At 68.3% G+C, this 18,074-nt stretch carries 17 protein-coding genes and 1 tRNA gene; 4 read left to right on the plus strand and 14 right to left on the minus strand.

Translation table 11 applies throughout. The features are described 5' to 3' along the window. Positions 1-3: 3 nt before the first annotated feature. The gene (locus H6717_27100) at positions 4-168 is read right to left on the minus strand and encodes a hypothetical protein (GenBank protein MCB9580727.1); all 165 of its coding nucleotides are present in this window, start codon (positions 166-168) and stop codon (positions 4-6) included. Between the two features lie 62 nt (positions 169-230). On the opposite strand from H6717_27100, the gene H6717_27105 reads away from it, so the two are divergent. Beyond that, complete coding sequence (locus tag H6717_27105) at positions 231-1,112, plus strand: serine/threonine protein kinase (protein MCB9580728.1); 882 nt, start codon at positions 231-233, stop codon at positions 1,110-1,112. Here the strand turns inward: H6717_27105 and H6717_27110 are convergent. The 5 genes from H6717_27110 to H6717_27130 all read right to left on the minus strand — a co-directional run bounded on the left by H6717_27110 (position 1,103) and on the right by H6717_27130 (position 6,219). Further along, the gene (locus tag H6717_27110; GenBank protein ID MCB9580729.1) at positions 1,103-2,047 is read right to left on the minus strand and encodes a diguanylate cyclase; all 945 of its coding nucleotides are present in this window, start codon (positions 2,045-2,047) and stop codon (positions 1,103-1,105) included. The genes H6717_27105 and H6717_27110 overlap by 10 nt on opposite strands. 12 nt (positions 2,048-2,059) lie before the next feature. Continuing rightward, complete coding sequence (glgA, locus tag H6717_27115; GenBank protein ID MCB9580730.1) at positions 2,060-3,271, minus strand: glycogen synthase; 1,212 nt, start codon at positions 3,269-3,271, stop codon at positions 2,060-2,062. Further along, on the minus strand, positions 3,268-4,512 hold the full coding sequence (gene glgC, locus H6717_27120; GenBank protein ID MCB9580731.1) for a glucose-1-phosphate adenylyltransferase: 1,245 nt from the start codon (positions 4,510-4,512) through the stop codon (positions 3,268-3,270). The genes glgA and glgC overlap by 4 nt, the downstream gene beginning before the upstream one ends. Positions 4,513-4,579: 67 nt before the next feature. Continuing rightward, on the minus strand, positions 4,580-5,983 hold the full coding sequence (locus tag H6717_27125) for a helix-turn-helix domain-containing protein (protein ID MCB9580732.1): 1,404 nt from the start codon (positions 5,981-5,983) through the stop codon (positions 4,580-4,582). Positions 5,984-6,145: 162 nt separating this feature from the next. Next, a tRNA-Pro gene (locus H6717_27130) sits at positions 6,146-6,219 on the minus strand. A gap of 87 nt (positions 6,220-6,306) precedes the next feature. Between H6717_27130 and H6717_27135 the strand changes: the two genes are divergently transcribed. Next, positions 6,307-6,705, plus strand: coding sequence for a hypothetical protein (locus H6717_27135; protein ID MCB9580733.1), 399 nt, complete (start codon positions 6,307-6,309; stop codon positions 6,703-6,705). Here the strand turns inward: H6717_27135 and H6717_27140 are convergent. From H6717_27140 to H6717_27170, 7 genes are read right to left on the minus strand one after another with little or no spacing between them, the layout of a single operon-like run. Then, positions 6,693-7,226 carry a hypothetical protein gene (locus H6717_27140; protein ID MCB9580734.1) on the minus strand — a complete coding sequence of 178 codons (534 nt, stop codon included), beginning with the start codon at positions 7,224-7,226 and terminating at the stop codon, positions 6,693-6,695. The genes H6717_27135 and H6717_27140 overlap by 13 nt on opposite strands. Then, entirely contained in the window at positions 7,226-8,473 is a 1,248-nt protein-coding gene (locus tag H6717_27145; GenBank protein MCB9580735.1) for an amidohydrolase family protein, read from the minus strand. The genes H6717_27140 and H6717_27145 overlap by 1 nt, the downstream gene beginning before the upstream one ends. 15 nt (positions 8,474-8,488) lie before the next feature. Then, complete coding sequence (locus tag H6717_27150; GenBank protein ID MCB9580736.1) at positions 8,489-8,806, minus strand: PEGA domain-containing protein; 318 nt, start codon at positions 8,804-8,806, stop codon at positions 8,489-8,491. Continuing rightward, a complete protein-coding gene (guaA, locus tag H6717_27155) occupies positions 8,797-10,347 on the minus strand; it encodes a glutamine-hydrolyzing GMP synthase (GenBank protein MCB9580737.1) in 1,551 nt (516 codons plus the stop codon). The genes H6717_27150 and guaA overlap by 10 nt, the downstream gene beginning before the upstream one ends. 39 nt (positions 10,348-10,386) lie before the next feature. Continuing rightward, complete coding sequence (locus H6717_27160; protein ID MCB9580738.1) at positions 10,387-12,759, minus strand: hypothetical protein; 2,373 nt, start codon at positions 12,757-12,759, stop codon at positions 10,387-10,389. Further along, on the minus strand, positions 12,759-13,553 hold the full coding sequence (locus tag H6717_27165) for a hypothetical protein (GenBank protein MCB9580739.1): 795 nt from the start codon (positions 13,551-13,553) through the stop codon (positions 12,759-12,761). Before H6717_27165 ends, H6717_27160 begins: the two co-directional genes overlap by 1 nt. Positions 13,554-13,613: 60 nt before the next feature. Beyond that, the gene (locus H6717_27170) at positions 13,614-14,276 is read right to left on the minus strand and encodes a sigma-70 family RNA polymerase sigma factor (protein MCB9580740.1); all 663 of its coding nucleotides are present in this window, start codon (positions 14,274-14,276) and stop codon (positions 13,614-13,616) included. A 191-nt stretch (positions 14,277-14,467) separates the two neighbouring features. Between H6717_27170 and H6717_27175 the strand changes: the two genes are divergently transcribed. Both H6717_27175 and H6717_27180 read left to right on the plus strand, forming a co-directional pair. Next, the gene (locus tag H6717_27175; GenBank protein MCB9580741.1) at positions 14,468-14,971 is read left to right on the plus strand and encodes a hypothetical protein; all 504 of its coding nucleotides are present in this window, start codon (positions 14,468-14,470) and stop codon (positions 14,969-14,971) included. A gap of 17 nt (positions 14,972-14,988) precedes the next feature. Continuing rightward, positions 14,989-15,801: an SDR family oxidoreductase gene (locus tag H6717_27180; GenBank protein ID MCB9580742.1), complete on the plus strand. Its 813-nt coding sequence runs from the start codon at positions 14,989-14,991 to the stop codon at positions 15,799-15,801. Here the strand turns inward: H6717_27180 and H6717_27185 are convergent. Continuing rightward, complete coding sequence (locus H6717_27185) at positions 15,798-18,065, minus strand: PQQ-like beta-propeller repeat protein (protein MCB9580743.1); 2,268 nt, start codon at positions 18,063-18,065, stop codon at positions 15,798-15,800. The two genes, H6717_27180 and H6717_27185, sit on opposite strands and share 4 nt — an antisense overlap. Positions 18,066-18,074 lie beyond the last annotated feature (9 nt).

Genomic DNA, 18,074 nt, shown 5'->3' on the forward strand with positions numbered 1-18,074 from the left:
ACCTCAGCCCGCGGCCTGTTCGCGCTTCTCTTCTTGGGCGCGCTTGCGCTCGAGGGCCTGCTCGAGCCCGATGCGGAGGCGCTTGCGGCGCTTGAGGCGCTTGGTCTTGGTGGGCTTGGCCAGCCACTCGTGGCGCTGGCGAACGTTCCAAATGGCTCGATTCGACATGGGGAGCGAGCTATTAGCGAAACCTGGGCGTTCGCGCAAGCGAGCCCGTAGGATACCTGGTCGTGACCCAGCACTCGAACGGCTCCCTGGGCTTCCCCGTGAGTGGGGGAGTGGTCCGTTCGGCGCGCGGATTCAGCTACTTGCTGGGCAATTTGATCGGGGATGGCGCCTACGGCGCCGTGTTCGACTGCGTGGGGCCCTTCGACCAATCCTTTGCCCTCAAGGTGTTCCAGCCCCAGAACCGACCCTACCAGGAGGTGCGGGCGGAGTGGCTCACGGAGGCGGGCCGCCTCTACCGCCTGCGGCACCCGAACATCGTCTACGTGTTCGACTACTTCGAGAGCGGCGGTCTCTTCTATCTGGTGCTCGAGCGCTGCGACCACACGCTGGAGAAGATGATGGGGCGGGCCTTCACGGACCGCCTGGTGGTGGAGGTGATGCGCCAGCTCTTGTTCGCGATCCAGTACTTGGCGGACAACGAGATCGTCCACAACGATCTACACGCCGGCAACGTGCTCATCGTTCAGGGCGACAAGATCATCTGCAAGCTGAGCGACCTCGGCATCGCCCAAGAGATGTACGGCCAGTACGCCGTGCGCCCGCAGATCGTTCATCATCGCATCATGGCCCCGGAGGTGCTGGCCGGTGGCTACACCACCAAGCAGAGCGATCTGTATCAGCTCGGTCTCTTGATGTACGAGATGCACACCGGGCAGTCCGCGCTCGACTTTTCCGTCGGCTACGACGGCATCGTGGAGCAGATCCGCTTGGGGCTTCCCCGCGCCAAGGCGGAAGCGCTGGGTACCGCGCTGGGCGGGATCATCAGCGTGATGCTGCGCCGGACGGAGCAGTACCGCTACACGTCACCGGCCCAGGTGTGGGACGACCTTCGTCGCCTCGACGTTTGGGGCCCGAAAGCCGAAGGACCGCTCAGTCAGCCCTGAGCCACGACGCGATTGCGGCCGCCGCGTTTGGCCTGGTAGAGCCGCCGATCCGCGATCGCCACCAGCGTGACCGTGGTCGGCTTCTCGCAGCAGGCGAGGGCGGCGCAGCCCGCGGAGAGGGTCACCGAGACCAGGGTGTCACCGTGCTGGACGGGCGTGGCCGCCACCCGCTCCCGCACGCGTTCGGCCACCGCGCGGGCGCCCTCCAAGTCGATGCCGCGCAAGATGATGGCGAATTCCTCGCCGCCATAGCGGCAGAAGACGTCTTCCGTGCGCAGCCCCTGGGCGACGCGCGCGGCGACGTCGATCAAGACCCGGTCGCCGGTGGGGTGGCCGAAGCTGTCGTTGACCTTCTTGAAGTGATCGAGATCGAACATGACGAGGGCCACCAACGTGTGATGGCGCGTGGCATACGCCACCTCCATCTTCAAGCGCTCTTCGAAGTGCTCCCGGTTGTACGCCCCGGTGAGCGCGTCCCGCACGCTGGCCTCGTACAGCTTGTTGAGCATCCGCTCTTGGCTCGCGTCGGTGAACGTGTAGCGGAACATCACGTTGGGCCCGAGCTGGAACACGTCGCCGTCCGCCAGCCGGTGCCGCTCCACCCGCTCTCCCGCCACGAAGGTGCCGTTGGCGCTGCCGAGATCTTCGAGCAGGTAGCCGTCTCCATCCCGGACGATCCGCGCGTGGCGCCGGCTCACGCCGTCGTCCGCGAACACCACGGTGCAGGTTGGATGCCGGCCCAGCCGGTACTCCTCCTGCTCCAGCGTCAAGACGCGCCCCACGTGGGTGGAGTCCATGCGCACCAGGATGTGACGGTTCGGACCTGCCGGGATCGACGAGCGCCCGAGATCCGAGAGATTGACGACCGCCGTGCGCTCCTCCGGATCGAGGGCGTCGTCACGGGGCTCGATGAAGTCCGGGTCGCTCTTCGCCACCTTGATCGCGGATCATGCCCGAAGGTTCGGTGTGTCGTCGAGAAGCCGTTGGTAGAGCTCCGCCGTGCTACGGCCCACGGCGCTCCAGGCGTAGTGGGCCTCCACCCGAGCGCGGCCTGCAGCACCCAGCTTGCGCGAGAGCTGCGCGTCCCGCGCCAGGCGATTCACGGCGTCTGCGAGCCCTCGCGCAAACTGTGCGCGGTGCCGCGGTGCCGGAGGAGAGTCGCTTCCGAGCTCCAGTGGGACGAGCAGGCCGGTTTGCTCGTGAAGCACGATCTCCGGAATGCCGCCCACGGCGGACGCCACCACCGGAATGCCGCAGGCCATGGCCTCCAGGTTCACGATGCCAAAGGGCTCGTACACGCTGGGGCACACGAACACGCGGGCGTGGCTCAGGATTTGGATGACCGCGGGACGCGGGAGCATCTCTTCGATCCACACCACAGCGCTCCGCGAGCGGCGCAGCGTTTCTACGTTGGCGCGCACCTCGGCGGCAATCTCCGGCGTGTCGGGCTCGCCCGCGCACAGCACCAAGCCCAGGCCTTCGTCCAGCTCGGCGGCGGCCTCGAGCAGGTGCACGACGCCCTTCTGCCGCGTGATGCGACCGACGAACACGGCGTAGGGCCGGGAGTCATCGATGCCGTGACGCTCGAGGACGTCGCGTTCGTTGGAGCGGCGGTACTCGTCCAGGTCGATACCGTTGGGGATCACCGTGACCCGCTTCGCGTCGACCGCGGGATACGCGCGCAAGATGTCGTCTCGCATGCCGCGGGACACGGCGATGATGGCGTCGGCACTCTCGATGGCCGTGCGCTCGCAGAAGCTCGAGAGTTGATAGCCACCGCCGAGCTGTTCCGCTTTCCAGGGCCGCAGCGGCTCTAAGCTGTGGGTCGTCATCACGTGGGGGATGCCATACAAGAGCTTCGCCAAGTGGCCCGCGAAGTTGGCGTACCAGGTGTGGCTGTGGACCAAGTCCGCGCCCTCCACGGCGGCGGCGATGGCGAGATCCGTGCTCATCGTGCGAAGCGCCGCCAAGTGCGGCGCGGAGCCCGAGAGCGCTTCCCAGCTGCCGTGGGCGGTGGCCGTTTCGCGGGGCTGGCCAAAGCAGTGCACCGAGAGATCCACCAGCTTCTCCAGCTCCCTGGACAGGTACTCCACGTGCACCCCGGCGCCACCGTACACCTCCGGCGGGTACTCCCGGCTGACCAGCGCGACGCGCGTCACGCGACGACCCTGTCGTGCTTGCCGATCACCACCACGCCGTCGTCCGAGAGCACGAAGCCGCGGGCGCGGTCGTGTTCCGGGTCGACGCCGATCTTGGCGCCGGCGGGCACGTGGACACCCTTGTCGATGATGGTGCGCATCACCACCGCGCCTTCGCCGATGGTCACGTCATTCATCAGTACCGAGCTCTCGACGCGCGCACCGCTCTCTACCCGTACACCCGGGGAGACGATGCAACGCCGCACGGAGCCGCCGGCCACGATCACCCCTGGCGCCACGATCGAGTCGAGCGCCACGCCGCGGCGGCCGTCGTCGTCGAACACGAATTTGGCGGGGGGCAGAGAGCCGTACCAGGTGTGGATGGGCCACTCCGCGTTGTACAGGTTGAAGATGGGGTGCACGCTGATGAGATCCATCTGCGCTTCGAAATAGGCGTCCAGGGTGCCCACGTCGCGCCAGTAGCCGCGATCGCGTTCCGTGGAGCCGGGCACGGCGTTGGCGTTGAAGTCGTAGACTCCCGCCTCCTGGCGTTCCACCAGGTGCGTGATGATGTCGCCGCCCATGTCGTGGCGGCTGTCCTCGCGCTTGGCATCCTCCACGACGGCGTTCACCAGCGCGTCCGCCGTGAACACGTAGTTGCCCATGGACGCGAACACCTCGTCCGGCGAGTCCGACAGGCCGGCGGCCTCCGCGGGCTTCTCGACGAAGCGCCGGATGCGCTTGCTCCCCGGATCCGGCTCGATCACGCCGAAGCGATTGGCCTGTTCCCGAGGCACGCGGATCCCGGCCACCGTCACGCCCGCCCCGGAGGCGATGTGCGCGTCGATCATCTGCCCGGGGTCCATGCGGTAGATGTGGTCGGCACCGAACACGCAGATGTAGTCCGGCGCTTCTTCGGCGATGAGATTCAGGTTTTGATAGATGGCGTCCGCGGAGCCTTCGAACCAGCGCTTGCCGAGGCGCATCTGCGCCGGAACGCTCATCACGTAGTTGCCGAACAGCGGGCTCATTCGCCACGTTTGCGCGATGTGCTTGTCGAGGCTGTGGCTCTTGTACTGCGTGAGCACCGCCACGCGCAGCACGCCGCCGTTCACCAAGTTCGACAGCGCGAAGTCCACCAAGCGATAGGTTCCTCCGAAGGGAACCGCGGGCTTGGCCCGGTCACGGGTGAGGGGAGCGAGGCGGCGGCCTTCTCCCCCGGCCAGCACGACACCAAGAACCTTCGGACGTCCACTGGGCATAGCGGGGTCACGATGCCGCCGGTGGACTCGGCTGTCCACCGCGCTTCACTCGCCCATGACGTTTGCGTCAACCGCCGATGACGAAACCGATGGACGGGTCCAGGCGCAGTCCTTCGGGAGACCGCTCCAGGCGCTTGCCGAGGCCCAGGCGCCTCAGGCGCGAGATCATCACGTTCAGACGGTTGGTACGGGACGCCGGCCGCATCCGCTCGCCCGCCCACAGCTTCTCGTACAACGTTTCGATGGGTACCCAAGCGCCCGGGTTTCGCTGGCGCTCCTCGAACACGACGGAGAGCAAGGTGCGGACCTTGTGGCCATTGGGCACGGGATGCAGCTGCCCATCGCTCCGGACCCACTCGAAGCCCGGGCCGATCAAGATGGGAGGCGTGGAAGGCGTGGCCGCCGGAGTTGCCTGCTCCAGGAGGTTCAGCGCCAAGCGGTAGGGCTCGGACGTTTCCGCGAGCAGACGGCCGTCCGGCCCCAGGCGTGCCCGCGCCGATTCCAACAAACCCTGATCCCCCGACAGCTGTGCTCGTCGCACGTCGATCACGGCAATTGCCGCGGGATGGTCGCAAGCCCCGCGATCGACACGAGAAGCGAGCACCTGGGCCGTCGCGCTCTGGCCGTCCATCTGGTGTGCGAGAGCCCGCGCTGCCGTGGCCAGCGCTTCGGCCTCGCGGTTCTTTGCGCTTTCGAACGCGGCGCCGGCGCTCTCGAACAGCGCGATGGCTTCGGTGAAGCGGCGCTCGGCGAGCGCGCTCTCCCCCTCCCACATGTCCGTGTAGCCGGCCATCAGGGCGTTGCCGAGGCGGTGGTAGAGCTCCCGTCCTTCGCGGTACGCGTCCGCGGCGGCGCGGGTCTCGCCTTGGGCGTGAAGCGTCCGTGCCAGCGTCACGCGGCGGTACGCGAACAGGTGCTCGAAGCGGCCATCCGAGAGGCGATCCGCTTCCTCCACGCTGCGCGCGGCATCTTCGTAGCGTCCGAACTCGAAGTAGCAGAGCGCCGTCCCCGTTTTGGCGGTGACCAGTCCATGAAGGTTGTCAGCGGCGGCATAGAGCTTCTCCGCTCGCAACGACACACTGAGCGCCTCGTGGGGCCGCCCTGCGGCGTAGCGCAGCGACGCTTCGGACACCAACAGGTCGGCCTGCAGCTTGGGGTCGTCGACGTCGTGCAGCTCGAGCTTCACTTCGTCGCCGAGGTGGGCCCGCGAGCTGTTGGCCCGCGCCTGGGCTTCGATGGCCAGACGCTCGAGGCCCGCCTCCTCGGCGATCACCAATGCCATCTCGAAGCTGTCGCGGGCTTCGGCGATGTTACCGTGCATCGACTTCAGCCGACCCCAGAGCAGCCAGGCGTGAGCCAAGAGCTCCTGGTTCTCCAGACGGTCGAACGCCTCGGAGAGCACGCGCTCGAGATCTTCGGTCTGGGAGCGCTGCTCCACGATCTCGTCGAAGGCGTCCAGCTCCAGGGCCATTGCCCGTTCCCAGCTTGCCTGCTCCATGCACGGCGCGGCTTCCTGCGGAGCCGTGCAACGCGCCACATCCTGCATCAGGCACGGAGTCGTCGGCCGTGGAGCTCGCACGGCGGGATCATTGCACAGGACCGGCGACACGACCGGATCCGTCGGAAAACGCGGTCGGGGTGGTGGGATTTGAACCCACAACAGCCGGCACCCAAAGCCGGCCCTCTACCAGGTTGAGGTACACCCCGCGGGGGCCGACTCTTTACGTCGGAACTAGGCATTTCGCCAGAGGATCCCGGAAATATCCGAGCGGGCTCTGATGTTCCCCGACCGAGATGAGCATTACTGCCGACGTCCTCCGCTGGCTTCGAGACCAGCGCCAGAGCCCAGGTCGCCCCGTGCCCGTCGAGCTGTCGTCGGCCCGCTGGCTGGCGCGGCGCCGTGAAGGCGCCGGGAGCGCCGCGGTTCGCGTCGACCGCGAGCGCGCGGGCGTACGGGTGTGCTTCGACGTGCCGGGCGCCACCGCCGATAGCGCGCAGGTCGCTTGGGACGCGGAAGATCGGCGTTTGCTGTGCGCGGTGTGGCGCGGACCAGCCCCAAAAAACGGTCGCGTGCTGCCATCCGCGGAGCTCATGTGGCTCGGCAGCGTCGAGCTCGACGGTTTCGACGGCACTCGCGCCCGTGCCCACGTCCACCGCGGGGCGGTCAGCGTGTGGCTGCCCTACGTGGAGTAGCCGCGGAAGCGCTCCACCGCCCGAACACCGACCCAGCCGAAGACGGCCAGCTCGAGCACCGCCGCGGCGGCCAGCAAACCTCCGACCAGCAGCGGATCCCACGCCGCTTCCACCCGGAACTTGGGAACGAAGTCCGACGGGTACTCCGGGTCGTACATCACCGGGACGTTCTTTGGCGGCGTCATCGAGTCCCAGAAGCCCTCGCCTACGCTGTAGTCGTCCTCCCAGCCGCGGAACTGCACGGCGACCTTGAAGGTGGTGGAGTCGTCTCCCTCGACAATCCATTTCCGCGCCAAGACGCCCGTCCCGGCGCTGCCGACGGTGTCGATGTAATGCGCCTCGAGATCCGCCACCGCCACGAAGTCCGCCACCACCGAGATGCTGGCGCCGAAGAACACCAGCCAGTCCTTGATGTCCCACGCTCCGGCCTTGCGCCGTGCGAGCCACAGCACGCCCATTGCCAGCGTGAGCAGGCCCACCTGACCCTTGATGATCAGGACGAGCCAGGCGAGGGGACTCATCAGCCCTCCGCGCTCGGGCGGTCGTAGAGCCACGCGGTTTCGAACACCTTGGGCTCGAAGGCGTAGCTGGCGTTCATGTGCTCCACGCTCAAGCGGCGCTTGAGGACGAAGTCGAAGAGCAACGGATTCTGGGCGTAGATCCGATTGAGCAGCGCGCGATCCGCTCCCGTGATGTAGCCGTCCCCTTCGAGCAGCCGCGTGCTCACGAGCGGATCGATGGCCGGCAGCGGGTAGTCCGAGCCGTACAGCAGCCGTGGGTGCAGGTGCTTCGCGATGAGCATGTCGCGCAGCGGGCGGCCGGCGCGCTGCACCTGCGTCATGGCGGAGATGTCCGCGAACAGGTTCTTCTCCCAGCGCCGATCGTTCAGCATGCGCAGCAATGCATCGAAGGCGGAAATGCTGCGATCCATGGGGTCGTCCAGGTCTCGCACGCTGCCCAGGCTGGCGCAGTGCGCCGCCACCACGCGCACCCCTTTTTCGAGAGCGCGGCGCAGACGCAGCGGATTCCCGAGCTCCTGCCACTCGTCGGACTGCACCGCCTGCTCTTCTCCGGTGTGACACAAGAGCGGGACGTCCAATGTCGCCAAGCGCTCGTAGAAGGCATCGCACTTGGGGGAAGCCGGGTCCATGCCCATGGAGTTGGGCAGCCACTTCACGACCCGGGCGCCGGCCTCGACGGCCTTGTCCAGGCGCTCCACCGCGTCCTTCCGATACGGGTGTATGGACGCGCCCGGCACCACGTTCGCGTGTTTCTTTCCGAGCTCGGCGACGTACTCGTTGGGCGTGTACACCTCGGTCTGATCCCAGTCTTCGCTGCCATCTTCTCGGACCGCGATGTCGAACGGCAGGCAGACGATTTTTCCTTGGGGGTTGGCCAGACGCGAGAGCGTCAGGAGGCGTTCGATGTATTCCTCGTCCACACGGCTCATGTCCGACACCCCGGAAGCGGCCAGGTAGACGTCGAACTCGAACTGCCGCACCGGGTGGACCGCGCTCCGCATCTTGGGGTTCACCCAACAGCCGCTGTTGCCGGTGCCGATGCCCACCACGTGCACGTGCGTGTCCCACACCTTCGCCGGGTCCAGCCCCTCGAGGGCCCGCAGCACGAGGTCCTTGGCGTCACCGTCCACCGCCCGGGGTGGCCCCGGCGCGAAGGCCTGAGGCGCACCCAGACGTCCACCGACGACCAGCCCGGCAGTGAAGCTGGCTCCGACTCCCAGCAGGGCTCGGCGGCTCAGACGCGCCATGGGTCGATCGTAGTCTCAGTCGGGCACGGGCGTCAGCTCGACGTTCAGGCGAATCGGTTCCCGATCCGCCTCCACCAGCCGATCCCAGGGGAAGAAGCCGTCGCGGGTCACCGTGATTCGATGTTCGCCGACGGGAAGGCGAACGCCGCGAGCGGCCACGTAGCCCAGCGGGCCGACGTACTCCTCGTCGATGTAGACGGAAGCGTCGGCGGGGCTCTTGGCTCGCCGCTCGAGGGAGAGGCTGACCGCCGCGCGACCCACGCCGGAGTCGCAGGCGACGATCGACAGCAGGGACAGCAGCGTGACGGCGGCGCGGCGGCGCATCACTCCCATTCTATCGTCGCGGGCGGCTTGCTACTGATGTCGTACACCACGCGGTTGACGCCCTTGACCTCGTTGATCACCCGCGCGCTGATGGTCGCCAGCACTTCGTGAGGCAGGCGCGCCCAGTCCGCGGTCATGCCGTCGCTGGAGTGGACCGCGCGCACGACGCAGGTTTCCTCGTAGGTGCGGTCGTCCCCCATCACGCCCACACTGCGCACCGGGAGCAGCACGGCGAAGGATTGCCACAAAGACTCGTACAGGCCCGCCGCGCGGATCTCCTCGTCCACGATGGCGTCTGCCTTGCGCAGCACGTCGAGGCGCGCTTCCGTGAGCTCACCCAAGCAGCGCACCGCCAACCCCGGCCCTGGAAACGGCTGTCGCCAGAGCACGTCGTGGGGCATGCCCAGGGCGTCCCCCGCCTGACGGACCTCGTCCTTGAACAGCTCTCGCAGCGGCTCCACCAGCTTGAGCTTCATGCGCTCGGGCAGGCCGCCCACGTTGTGGTGGCTCTTGATCACCGCGCTCGGCCCCTTCACGCTGACGCTCTCGATCACGTCCGGGTACAAGGTGCCCTGCACCAAGAACTCGGCGTTCTCGACCTGTGCGGCGTGCTCCTCGAATACCTCGATGAACACGCGGCCGATGATCTTGCGCTTCTGCTCGGGATCCGAGACGCCGGCCAGGGCGTCCAAGAAGCGCTTGCGGGCGTCCACCACGATCAGGTTCAGGTGGAAGCTCTCGCGCATGGTGTGCTCCACGCTCTCGCGCTCGGCCGCACGGAGCAGGCCGTTGTCCACGAAGATGCACACCAAGCGGTCTCCCAGCGCGCGGTGGCAGAGCACTGCCGCCACCGACGAATCCACGCCGCCGGAGAGCCCACAGATGGCCCGTGACGTGGGGCCGACCTGAGTCTCGATGGCGGCGATGGCGTCGTGAACGAAGGAGCCCGGCGTCCACGAGGGCTCGAGCCCTGCCACCTCGAACAAGAACGCGCGCAGCAGCTCCACCCCCCGCGGGGTGTGGGCGACCTCGGGGTGAAATTGGATGCCGAACAGCTTGCGGTCCAGGTCGGCGATGGCGGCCAGCGGAGCGTTGTCGCTCTCCGCGATGGAGCGAAAGCCCGGCGGCAGCGACGCCAGGCGATCTCCATGGCTCATCCACACCCCGAGCTGCTCGCCGCTGCTGAAGGGCGCCAGAATGCCCACGGGCTCCTTCACCCGAAGCTTCGCCGGCCCGTACTCCCGCTCGTTCGACGGCTCCACCTTGCCCCCCAACTGGTGCGCCATCAGCTGCTCGCCGTAGCAGATGCCGAGCACCGGCACGCCCAGCTCGAACACACCGGGGTCGCTCTTCGGCGAGTGCTCGCCGTAGACGCTGTCGGGGCCCCCCGAGAGCACGATGGCGTTGGGCTCGTGGGCTCGGATCTCGTCGAGCGACAGAGTTCCGGGCTGGATCTCGCAGTACACGTGGCACTCGCGGATGCGACGCGCGATGAGCTGAGTGTATTGCGAGCCGTAATCGAGGATCAGAACGGACTGGCGACTCGACATCGAGGGCGAGCTACCACGGCGCGAAGGGGCGGCAAAGGGTCACTCGCGCGGCGTCACGCGAACCACGATCTGCGCCTCCGGACGCAGCGCCGTCGCGAGGTAGCGGCGCAGCGTAGCGAGCGTCGCAGGCGACTGCTCGCCTCCGAGCCACAGGTCCACCACGCGCTGTCGTGGGTCGAGGGTGGCTCCCAGGCGTGCTCGGGAAAGCTCGCGCTCGGCGAGGTCGAGATCCTTCTGGCTCACGGCGCCGCGAGCGAGACGACCGAGCAACGCGCGCACCTGGGCGACGGCGTCGTCGCCGCGGTCCGGGAAGGCATGCACCTCGATGATGAGTCCTTGCGCGCGACGCCCGCCCAAGAGCTCCGCCCGCGCCGAGCCGAGTCCGGCGCTGCCGATCGCCTGGTCGAGGTAACCGCCCGGTCGATTCAAGAGGTAAGTGAGGATTTCCGCCTCGCGGCTGACGCGCCGCCCCGCAGGCAGCGCCAGCGCGACGTAGCCGAGGGCCTCGCCGCTCTCGTCCGCGGTCTGCAGCGTGAGCTCTCCGCGCTTTGCGATCACCGCGGCGTGCTTGGGACAGGACATCGCTTGGCCACGCAGCGGCCGAAGCCACTCTTCGAGGCGTGCCCGCGCCGTCTCGACCTGATTGGGATCCGAGTTGGCGATGACGGCCATGCGCAGGGGACCGGCCAACAGCGTCCGCCGGGCCGACTCCACTTCGTGGCTCTGGATTGCCGAGAGGGACGCGAAGGTGCCGTGGGGCTCGAGCCAACCGGGGTGTCCCGGCACCACGGAGTCCACCGTGAGCCAGAATCCGGGACGCGGACCCGGACCCACGCGTTCCAGGAGCTCCGTGCGCGCCTCCGCCACCTGCGGCGTTGCCAAGCGGGTGGCCGCGAAGGTCCGCCCCAACGCATCCGCGATCCTGCGGGCGAGCTCCGTGGACGTTTCGTTCGGGCTCGAGCGCGGCGCATGCGCCAAGAGGCCCACGCCGTCGCTGCTGGTCCACGGCTCGATGACCACGTCCCGCACCGTCGGCCGGCGAAGGGCCAAGGTGTGCAGCATCAAGGCCGCCAGGCCGGCGTCCTCGTTCGTCTCGCCGGCAGTCCCGCAGGGGCTCGCGAGCAGCACCCACATCTCTCCCTGGCCAGGCTCCACACGAGTGCGCTCCTCCAGAAAATGCTGCGCGCTTTCGTGCTGCGCCGCGGCCAGCGCCGCCGGCAGGTCTCGGCCCCGCATCCGCCCCACGTAACTGAGGGCGCTGCGCGTCGCCGCGCCGCTCTGGCGCCCGCTGAGCGCCCGCCAAGCCGCAACGGACGTGGCTTCTCGTGGATCGGCGGCTCGCAGCACGCCATCTTCCACCGCCCACCAATCCGCCTTCGCGTGCTGAAGCGTGCGCTCCGCCTCTTGCCGCAGCAGCAGCGCGACGTGAGCCACGTCGGCGGAGCGGACGTCGGCATTCTTGCCGTCGACCCGCGCGTCCAGCCGCAAGCAAGCGCCCCGAGGTCGGGTGGTCGCCACGATGCGCTCGAGGTGCCAGCTCGGATCCAGGGTCTGAAGGCGGGCCGAGAGCACCGCGGAGCGCTCCCCCAGGGCCCGGGCCGTGGCCAGTGCCTTGGGCGCGTCGGCCACGCGCAGGGCAAGAGAGAGTCGCTGAGTGCTGGGATCGAGGGCGGTCGCGCCAGCGGCGTCGGCGCTGGGCCAGGGATCGTTTGGTGGGCTCTGATCCGGCCACTCTGGAGTGCCCGCCAACGCGTCCGTCGCCGCGTCGAGAACCGCGCGGGGGCCGAGCACGGCGAATGCAACGCTCTGGTGTGAGTCCACCTGCCGTCGCCAACCGTCGAGGGTGGTGGGGGCCGCTTCGGGGACCGCTGCTCCGGGGGCGACGCCGAGCTCGCCGGTGCAGTGGGCGACGGCGGCTTCGGCCGGGCTCGACCAGGTCCGCGCCTTCAGCGCAGCGAGACGCTTCTTCGCCTCCGCCACCCCAGCCTCGTTCGCGCTCACGGGGGTGGCGAGGGCGCGGGCCGCGGCCTGCACGAAGCGCCCGGCGGCGGCGGGACTGTCCACCAGGGTGCTGAGCTGGAAGCCGAGCTCGTGGGGGCGCGCCATCACGTCCGGGAAGCCCGCCGCCGAGAGTCGCTTCTCGAGCAGGGCAGCGAGGCCGGTGGAGAGCGCCGAGCCGCCATCGTGAGCGATGGCCACTGCCACGGCGGGGAAGGGATCACCTTGGCGGTCGACCCGGGCGATGGGCGGACGGCGCTCCGCCTCCCGCACCTCGAGGCGCGGATGCGCGGCGCCCGGGGGCGGCGCAACGCCGGGCTTTGCGGGGGAGTTGCCGACGCCCAGCGCTTGGCAAGCGGATATGCCGAAAACCGCGACGACGACAGCCGCGCGCTGGTGTGCGGCGCGAAGCATCAGAGCGGAGTGATGTCCTCGGCGGTCCGCGGGCTGATGCTGAAGTTGTAGAAGAACTGCACCACGCCGACGACGGACGCGTACTCCGTACCCGTGGTGAACGGGACCTGGGTGCCTTCCACGTCCATCAAGGCGTTGTTGATGGTGGGCAGCTTGTTGTCCGCCACTCCGGCGACCTCGAGACGGACGGAAAAGCGCCCGGAGCTGGACTTGTAGCCGTCCGACTGCGCCTTCACGTTCTCCACGCGCACCAGGATTCCGAGCCACTTACGGCCAGTGTCGTAGCTGGAGAGATCGGAAAGAGGGATGGTGACGGGCTCTGGTATCGAGCCTTCGAAACGCAACCGCACGGTTCCGCCGACCAGCTCGGGCAAGGTCTCCCCTTCGGCGAAGGGGCTGCTCGAGGGACCCGCGAACTCCGAGTAACCGCCGCGCACGTCCACCACGTCCCCTGCGGCCACGCGCAGAGCGGGCGGGTTGAAGCTGGTGTCGAACAGCGTGATGCCGCCGTAGGGAGGCACCTGACCGTCGATGGGCAGATCCTGAACGTACAGGTTGCCGATGCTCGAGCCGTTGTTGGTCTCGTCGTACTCGTCTACTGCCACCACGGTGACGCCGGTGACGTTGACCTCGGCGCCCTCGGTGGGTTGTGGCTTCGACGGATCGTTGAGGTCGGACAGCCGCGCGCCGGTGCCGCGCACGTCGCCCTTCACGGGCGGTATCCGGGCGAGATCGCCCAGGTCGCCGTCACTGCAGCCTACGAGCAGGAGGAGCAATAGGGGGGAGCCGCGCACAGCGGCTTCGGTCTAGCACAGCCGGCCCGGGAAGGCGCAGGGGCGATTGTGAAATCCGAGTTACGCCGCCAGCTTACGGTCCGCCAGCAGGGACTCCAGGCGGCTCCGGATCTTGTGTTTCTTGCTGTAGACCGTCTTCACGCTGATCCCCATCCGCTCGGCGACCTCCTCCGGCTCGAGGCCCTGGCCGTAGTACAGGGCGATGAACTCCTGATCCTTGTCACTGAAGCTCTCGAAAAGCTCCGCCACGATGCCGGCGCGCTGCCGCATCACGTAGTTGTCGTAGGGGTCCGGCAAGTCGGAAGAAAGCGTCTCGGCCTCGGTGATGCACGTGCGCTTGGGCTCACGCTTGAGGCCGCGGAGGTAGTCGTAGGCGGAGTGGATGGCGAGCATGCCGATCCAGCTTCCCAGCTTGTTGCCGCGCCCCGGCTCGAAGCTTCGCAGCTTCTTCTTGTCATTGGCCAGCAGCTGCATGCACAGCATGGCGTAGATTTCGCGAACGTCGTCGTGGCCCACCACCGCCGCGAAACGGGCCGTGACCCGCGTGATGCAGCGATAGATGAGGCGAGCGTACTGGGCGTTGAACTGGCGCCAGGACCGCTCGTCGTCGGCGAGCATTCCCTCGAGCAGCGTCTGCTCGTCCCACACCTCGGGCGCAGCGATCGGCGCCTGCAGCGTCGGGGCGGGGTAGGAGGGGCGAGGGAGCGTCGTGTTCGTGAGCATGCCGGGCCCTAGAGCACGCGGCGTGCCAGCTCTTTGATAAGTGCTTTCAGCTACTTACGGACCGTAACCCACCGTAACAGCGTCACCCTCGAGCGTAACAGCGTGACGGTCCATTGGGAGTTCTACGCCCCGAAACGAGGTCAGCTCCCCAGGTTTCGGATGGGGCGCTGCGTCATGATAACGTCGCGGCCGTGCCCGCCCGGCTCAAAGCCATCTGGCTGCTTGCCCTCGCTCTGCTTCGCACCTTCATCAAGCTCCTCTTTGGTCGAGGGCGGCGCGGAATCGGCGCCTTTCGTGCGAACTACGACGAAGATCGCCTGCCGCCGGTGAGTCGCGAGGAGCGTGACCGCCTCGGCTCCTTCGGCCGTTGTATCGCCTGCGGTCTGTGCGATCGGGGCGAAGGGCCCCGGATCGCCGCCTCCAGCGGTCGCTATCGAGGGATCATGTCGATCATGGTGGCGGCCTCTCGCAGTATGCCGGACTTCCAAGCGGCGGCTCTCGAGCTCGCGTTCGTCAGCGACGAGGTGCTGGGGGAAAAGGAGCAGATCTGCCCGACCGAGGTGCCCATGCGCGAGGTGGCACGTTTCATTCGCACCAAGGCGGAAGAGCTCGGCCGCAGCTTGCCCCCGGCGCCGGTCGAGAAAAAACCACTCCCGGCAGGGTCGAAGCCATCTTCCAGCGAGCAGAGCCTGTAGTACACAGGCACTCGGTCATGACAGAGCAGGAGACCCCGCTGCCCGCCCTCGACGGGTGGGCTCTGATTCTGGGCGCGTCCAGCGGCTTCGGTGAGGCCACGGCCATCACCCTCGCGCGTGCCGGCATGAACGTCATCGGCGTGCATCTCGATCGTCGGGCGACGTTGAAGAACGTCGAACGGATCACGAGTGAGGTGAAGGCGCTCGGTCGCGAGGCGTGGTTCTACAACGTGAACGCCGCGGACGCGGCCAAGCGCGCGGAAGTGCTCGACGACGTGCGGCGTCGCTTCGATGAGCGGGGTAAGGACGAAAAGGTTCGCGTGCTCATGCACTCGCTCGCCTTCGGAACGCTGAAGCCGTTCGTGGACGAAGACGGCGTCAGCCAAAAGCAGATGGACATGACCCTGGACGTGATGGCGCACAGCCTCGTGTACTGGGTCCAGGACACGCTGCGCCGGCAGCTGCTCAGCAATCAGGGACGTATCTTCGCGATGACCAGCACCGGCTCCACCAACGTGTGGAAGGGATACGGAGCGGTCAGTGCGGCGAAGAGCGCGCTCGAGTCGCACATTCGCCAGTTGGCACTGGAGCTCGGACCCCAGGGCATCACCGCCAATGCCGTGTGTGCGGGCGTGACGGACACGCCGGCGCTCAAGAAGATCCCCGACAACGACGCCATGGTGCAGGTGGCGGTGCGCAAGAACCCGTCCCACCGCCTCACGACTCCCCAGGACGTCGCCTGCGCCCTGGCGGCGCTAGCCCAGCCGTGCACTTACTGGCTGAACGGCAATGTCTTGTTCGTGGACGGCGGCGAAGCCCACAGCGGCTAACGCACCAGCGTCAGCCGCGCCGCCGCGCCGAAGGCGGCCACGTGTCCGCTCTCCTCGGCGACGTACACGTCGCAGCGCTCGTCCACGCGCAAGAGATCGGGGATCAGATCCGTGGGTACGGTGCCCAGGATCTCGCCGTCCCGAGGTCGCACCACGTGCACCTGGTGTTGCGGTACGAACAGCGCGCCGCTGCGCAGCACGGGCTCGAGGCGACGCGGTTGGTCGGCGTCCACGTGTCGCGGGAACACGTGGCTGTAGCGAATGCCGCCATCCTTCGAGTCGACACACAAGAGCGTGCCGGCGGAGCTGTTACCCACCACGGAGCCATCCACCGACAGCCATGCCACGGTGGGCGAGGTGAGCCCCGGCGCGTGCTGCCAGAGCGGCTCGCCGGTGTCCTTGCAGAAGGCGGCCAGGCCACCGCCGCGGCGATCCCGCACGGGCACCACCACGGCGTCCGGGGTCAAGAGCGGCGCTTGACCGACGACCGGGCGCTCATCGAGCTCGGTCTCCCACTCGACCTTCCCGCTCCAGGGATCGAGGTGAAACAGGCGAGTGGTACTGCTGGCCGACGCCAGCGCGAAGGCAGAGTCGTGGTCGATGCACACGTCCCCGGTGAAGGGCAGGCGGCCCCGGAGGCGCCAAACGACCTCGCCGGTGGCTACGTCCAGCGCCCACAGCACGCTGTCGCCGCCGCCGACCAGCAGCAGCTTCCCCGCGCGACGCATGCGGTACACCCCGGGGCGCCGCGCCGTGTGGCGCCAGCGCACGTCGCCGCTGATCAGATCGATGGCGGTGATGCGACGATCGCCCTCCGCCACGATCAGGAGCTTCGGTAGGCCCGGCGTGTGGACCACGGCGCCGCTGGCGCCGCCGCCGGAGCGGGGCTCCAGGCGATTGGAGAAGCGCACCTCGCCGGTATCCAGGTCGTGCATCGACACCAGGCCGTCGGCATGCAGCCGCGCGAGCCCGGCGGGGGTTGCCACCGCCGCCGCGCGGCTGGTGCCCTTGCGCCAGAGCAGGGTGCCGCTGGTGCGTTGGATGCACGCCGTCTCCCGCTCGGAGCCCACGATCAGCCGGTCACCGCACAGGAAGGTGGCACGCAGATCGATGTTGGGCACCGTGGCCACCCAGCGCGGCATGAAGCGCATCTTGCCGCCGTGCTCCCAGCGCCCCTTGCTCTCGCTCCTGCGCGGGGGCGCGGAGAAGGAGCGGTAGCTCTCGGGCTCGTGGTTCTGCACGCTGTCGTCCGCGACCAGATCCTCGGCGCGATCACTCAGCGCCCGCGCCGAAGTCATCAGGGACCGGAGCCGGAGGTTCTTCGCTTGGCTGGGATCCAAGCTGGTCACGCTCTCGCCGATGGAGCGGGCGAAGCGCGCCACCATCTGCACGAAGGCGATGGGATCGATACCGGGGAAGGTGAGGCGGCGTCCCGGCTCCGGCAGCGAGATGGCCAGCGCCATCGGCGCTTCGCCCGTTCCCCGCTGCACGCCGATGCGCACTCCCGACAGCTCCACCCGTCGGAACGTGGCCCGCCCGCACTGCCATGCGTCGACCACGTCGTCCGCCAAGGCCATCAGCCGCTCGGCGAGCAGCACCACGTGCACGGCTCCCAAGGAGCCGCTGCGCCCCCGCACGCGGATGCCGGCCTCGCCGCGGGCGAGGAGCGCGTGCAGATCGGCGCGCTCCACTTGGTGATCCACCAGAGCGGCGTTCGAGTCCTTGCGCAGCTCGACGTTCGCCCACAGGCCGAAGCCCCGCACCGGCCGGGGATGGACCTCCACGTGTTGGCGAAGGGCACGACCGCGCTCGCCCCGTACGCCCAGGGAGAGCGCCTGCCGCGCAGCTTCCAGGGGCGCGCGCACGGTGACGTTCTGCGGACCCGCGAGGGCGTCGTCCAGGGCGTGAGCCACGGCTCCGGCCAAGGCGGCGAGCTCGACGCGCCGCTCGTGGACGGCGACCTCCGGGGAGGGCGCCGAGCGATACACGCTGATCAAGACGTCCTCGCCGTCGGCCTCGAGGCCCAGCTCCCACACCTCGTCGTCCACGTAGCTCTGAAGCGTGGTGCGGCCTTTCTTCCCGCAGTCGAGGAGGGCCACCGCGTGTCCGAGCTCGGCGAGCAAGGGCAGCGCTTGGCCATCGCCGATGCGGGCGGTGAGATTGACCCCATCCACCACGACGTCCAGCAGACCTCGAAGGGTTTTGGGGCTGGGGTGTGAGTCCCCTCCGCTCGGGGGACGAACCACGACGTGAATCGCTGACATTCGACGCGA

The sequence above is a fragment of the Polyangiaceae bacterium genome, assembly GCA_020633235.1.
GTDB lineage: Bacteria > Myxococcota_A > Polyangia > Polyangiales > Polyangiaceae > JACKEA01.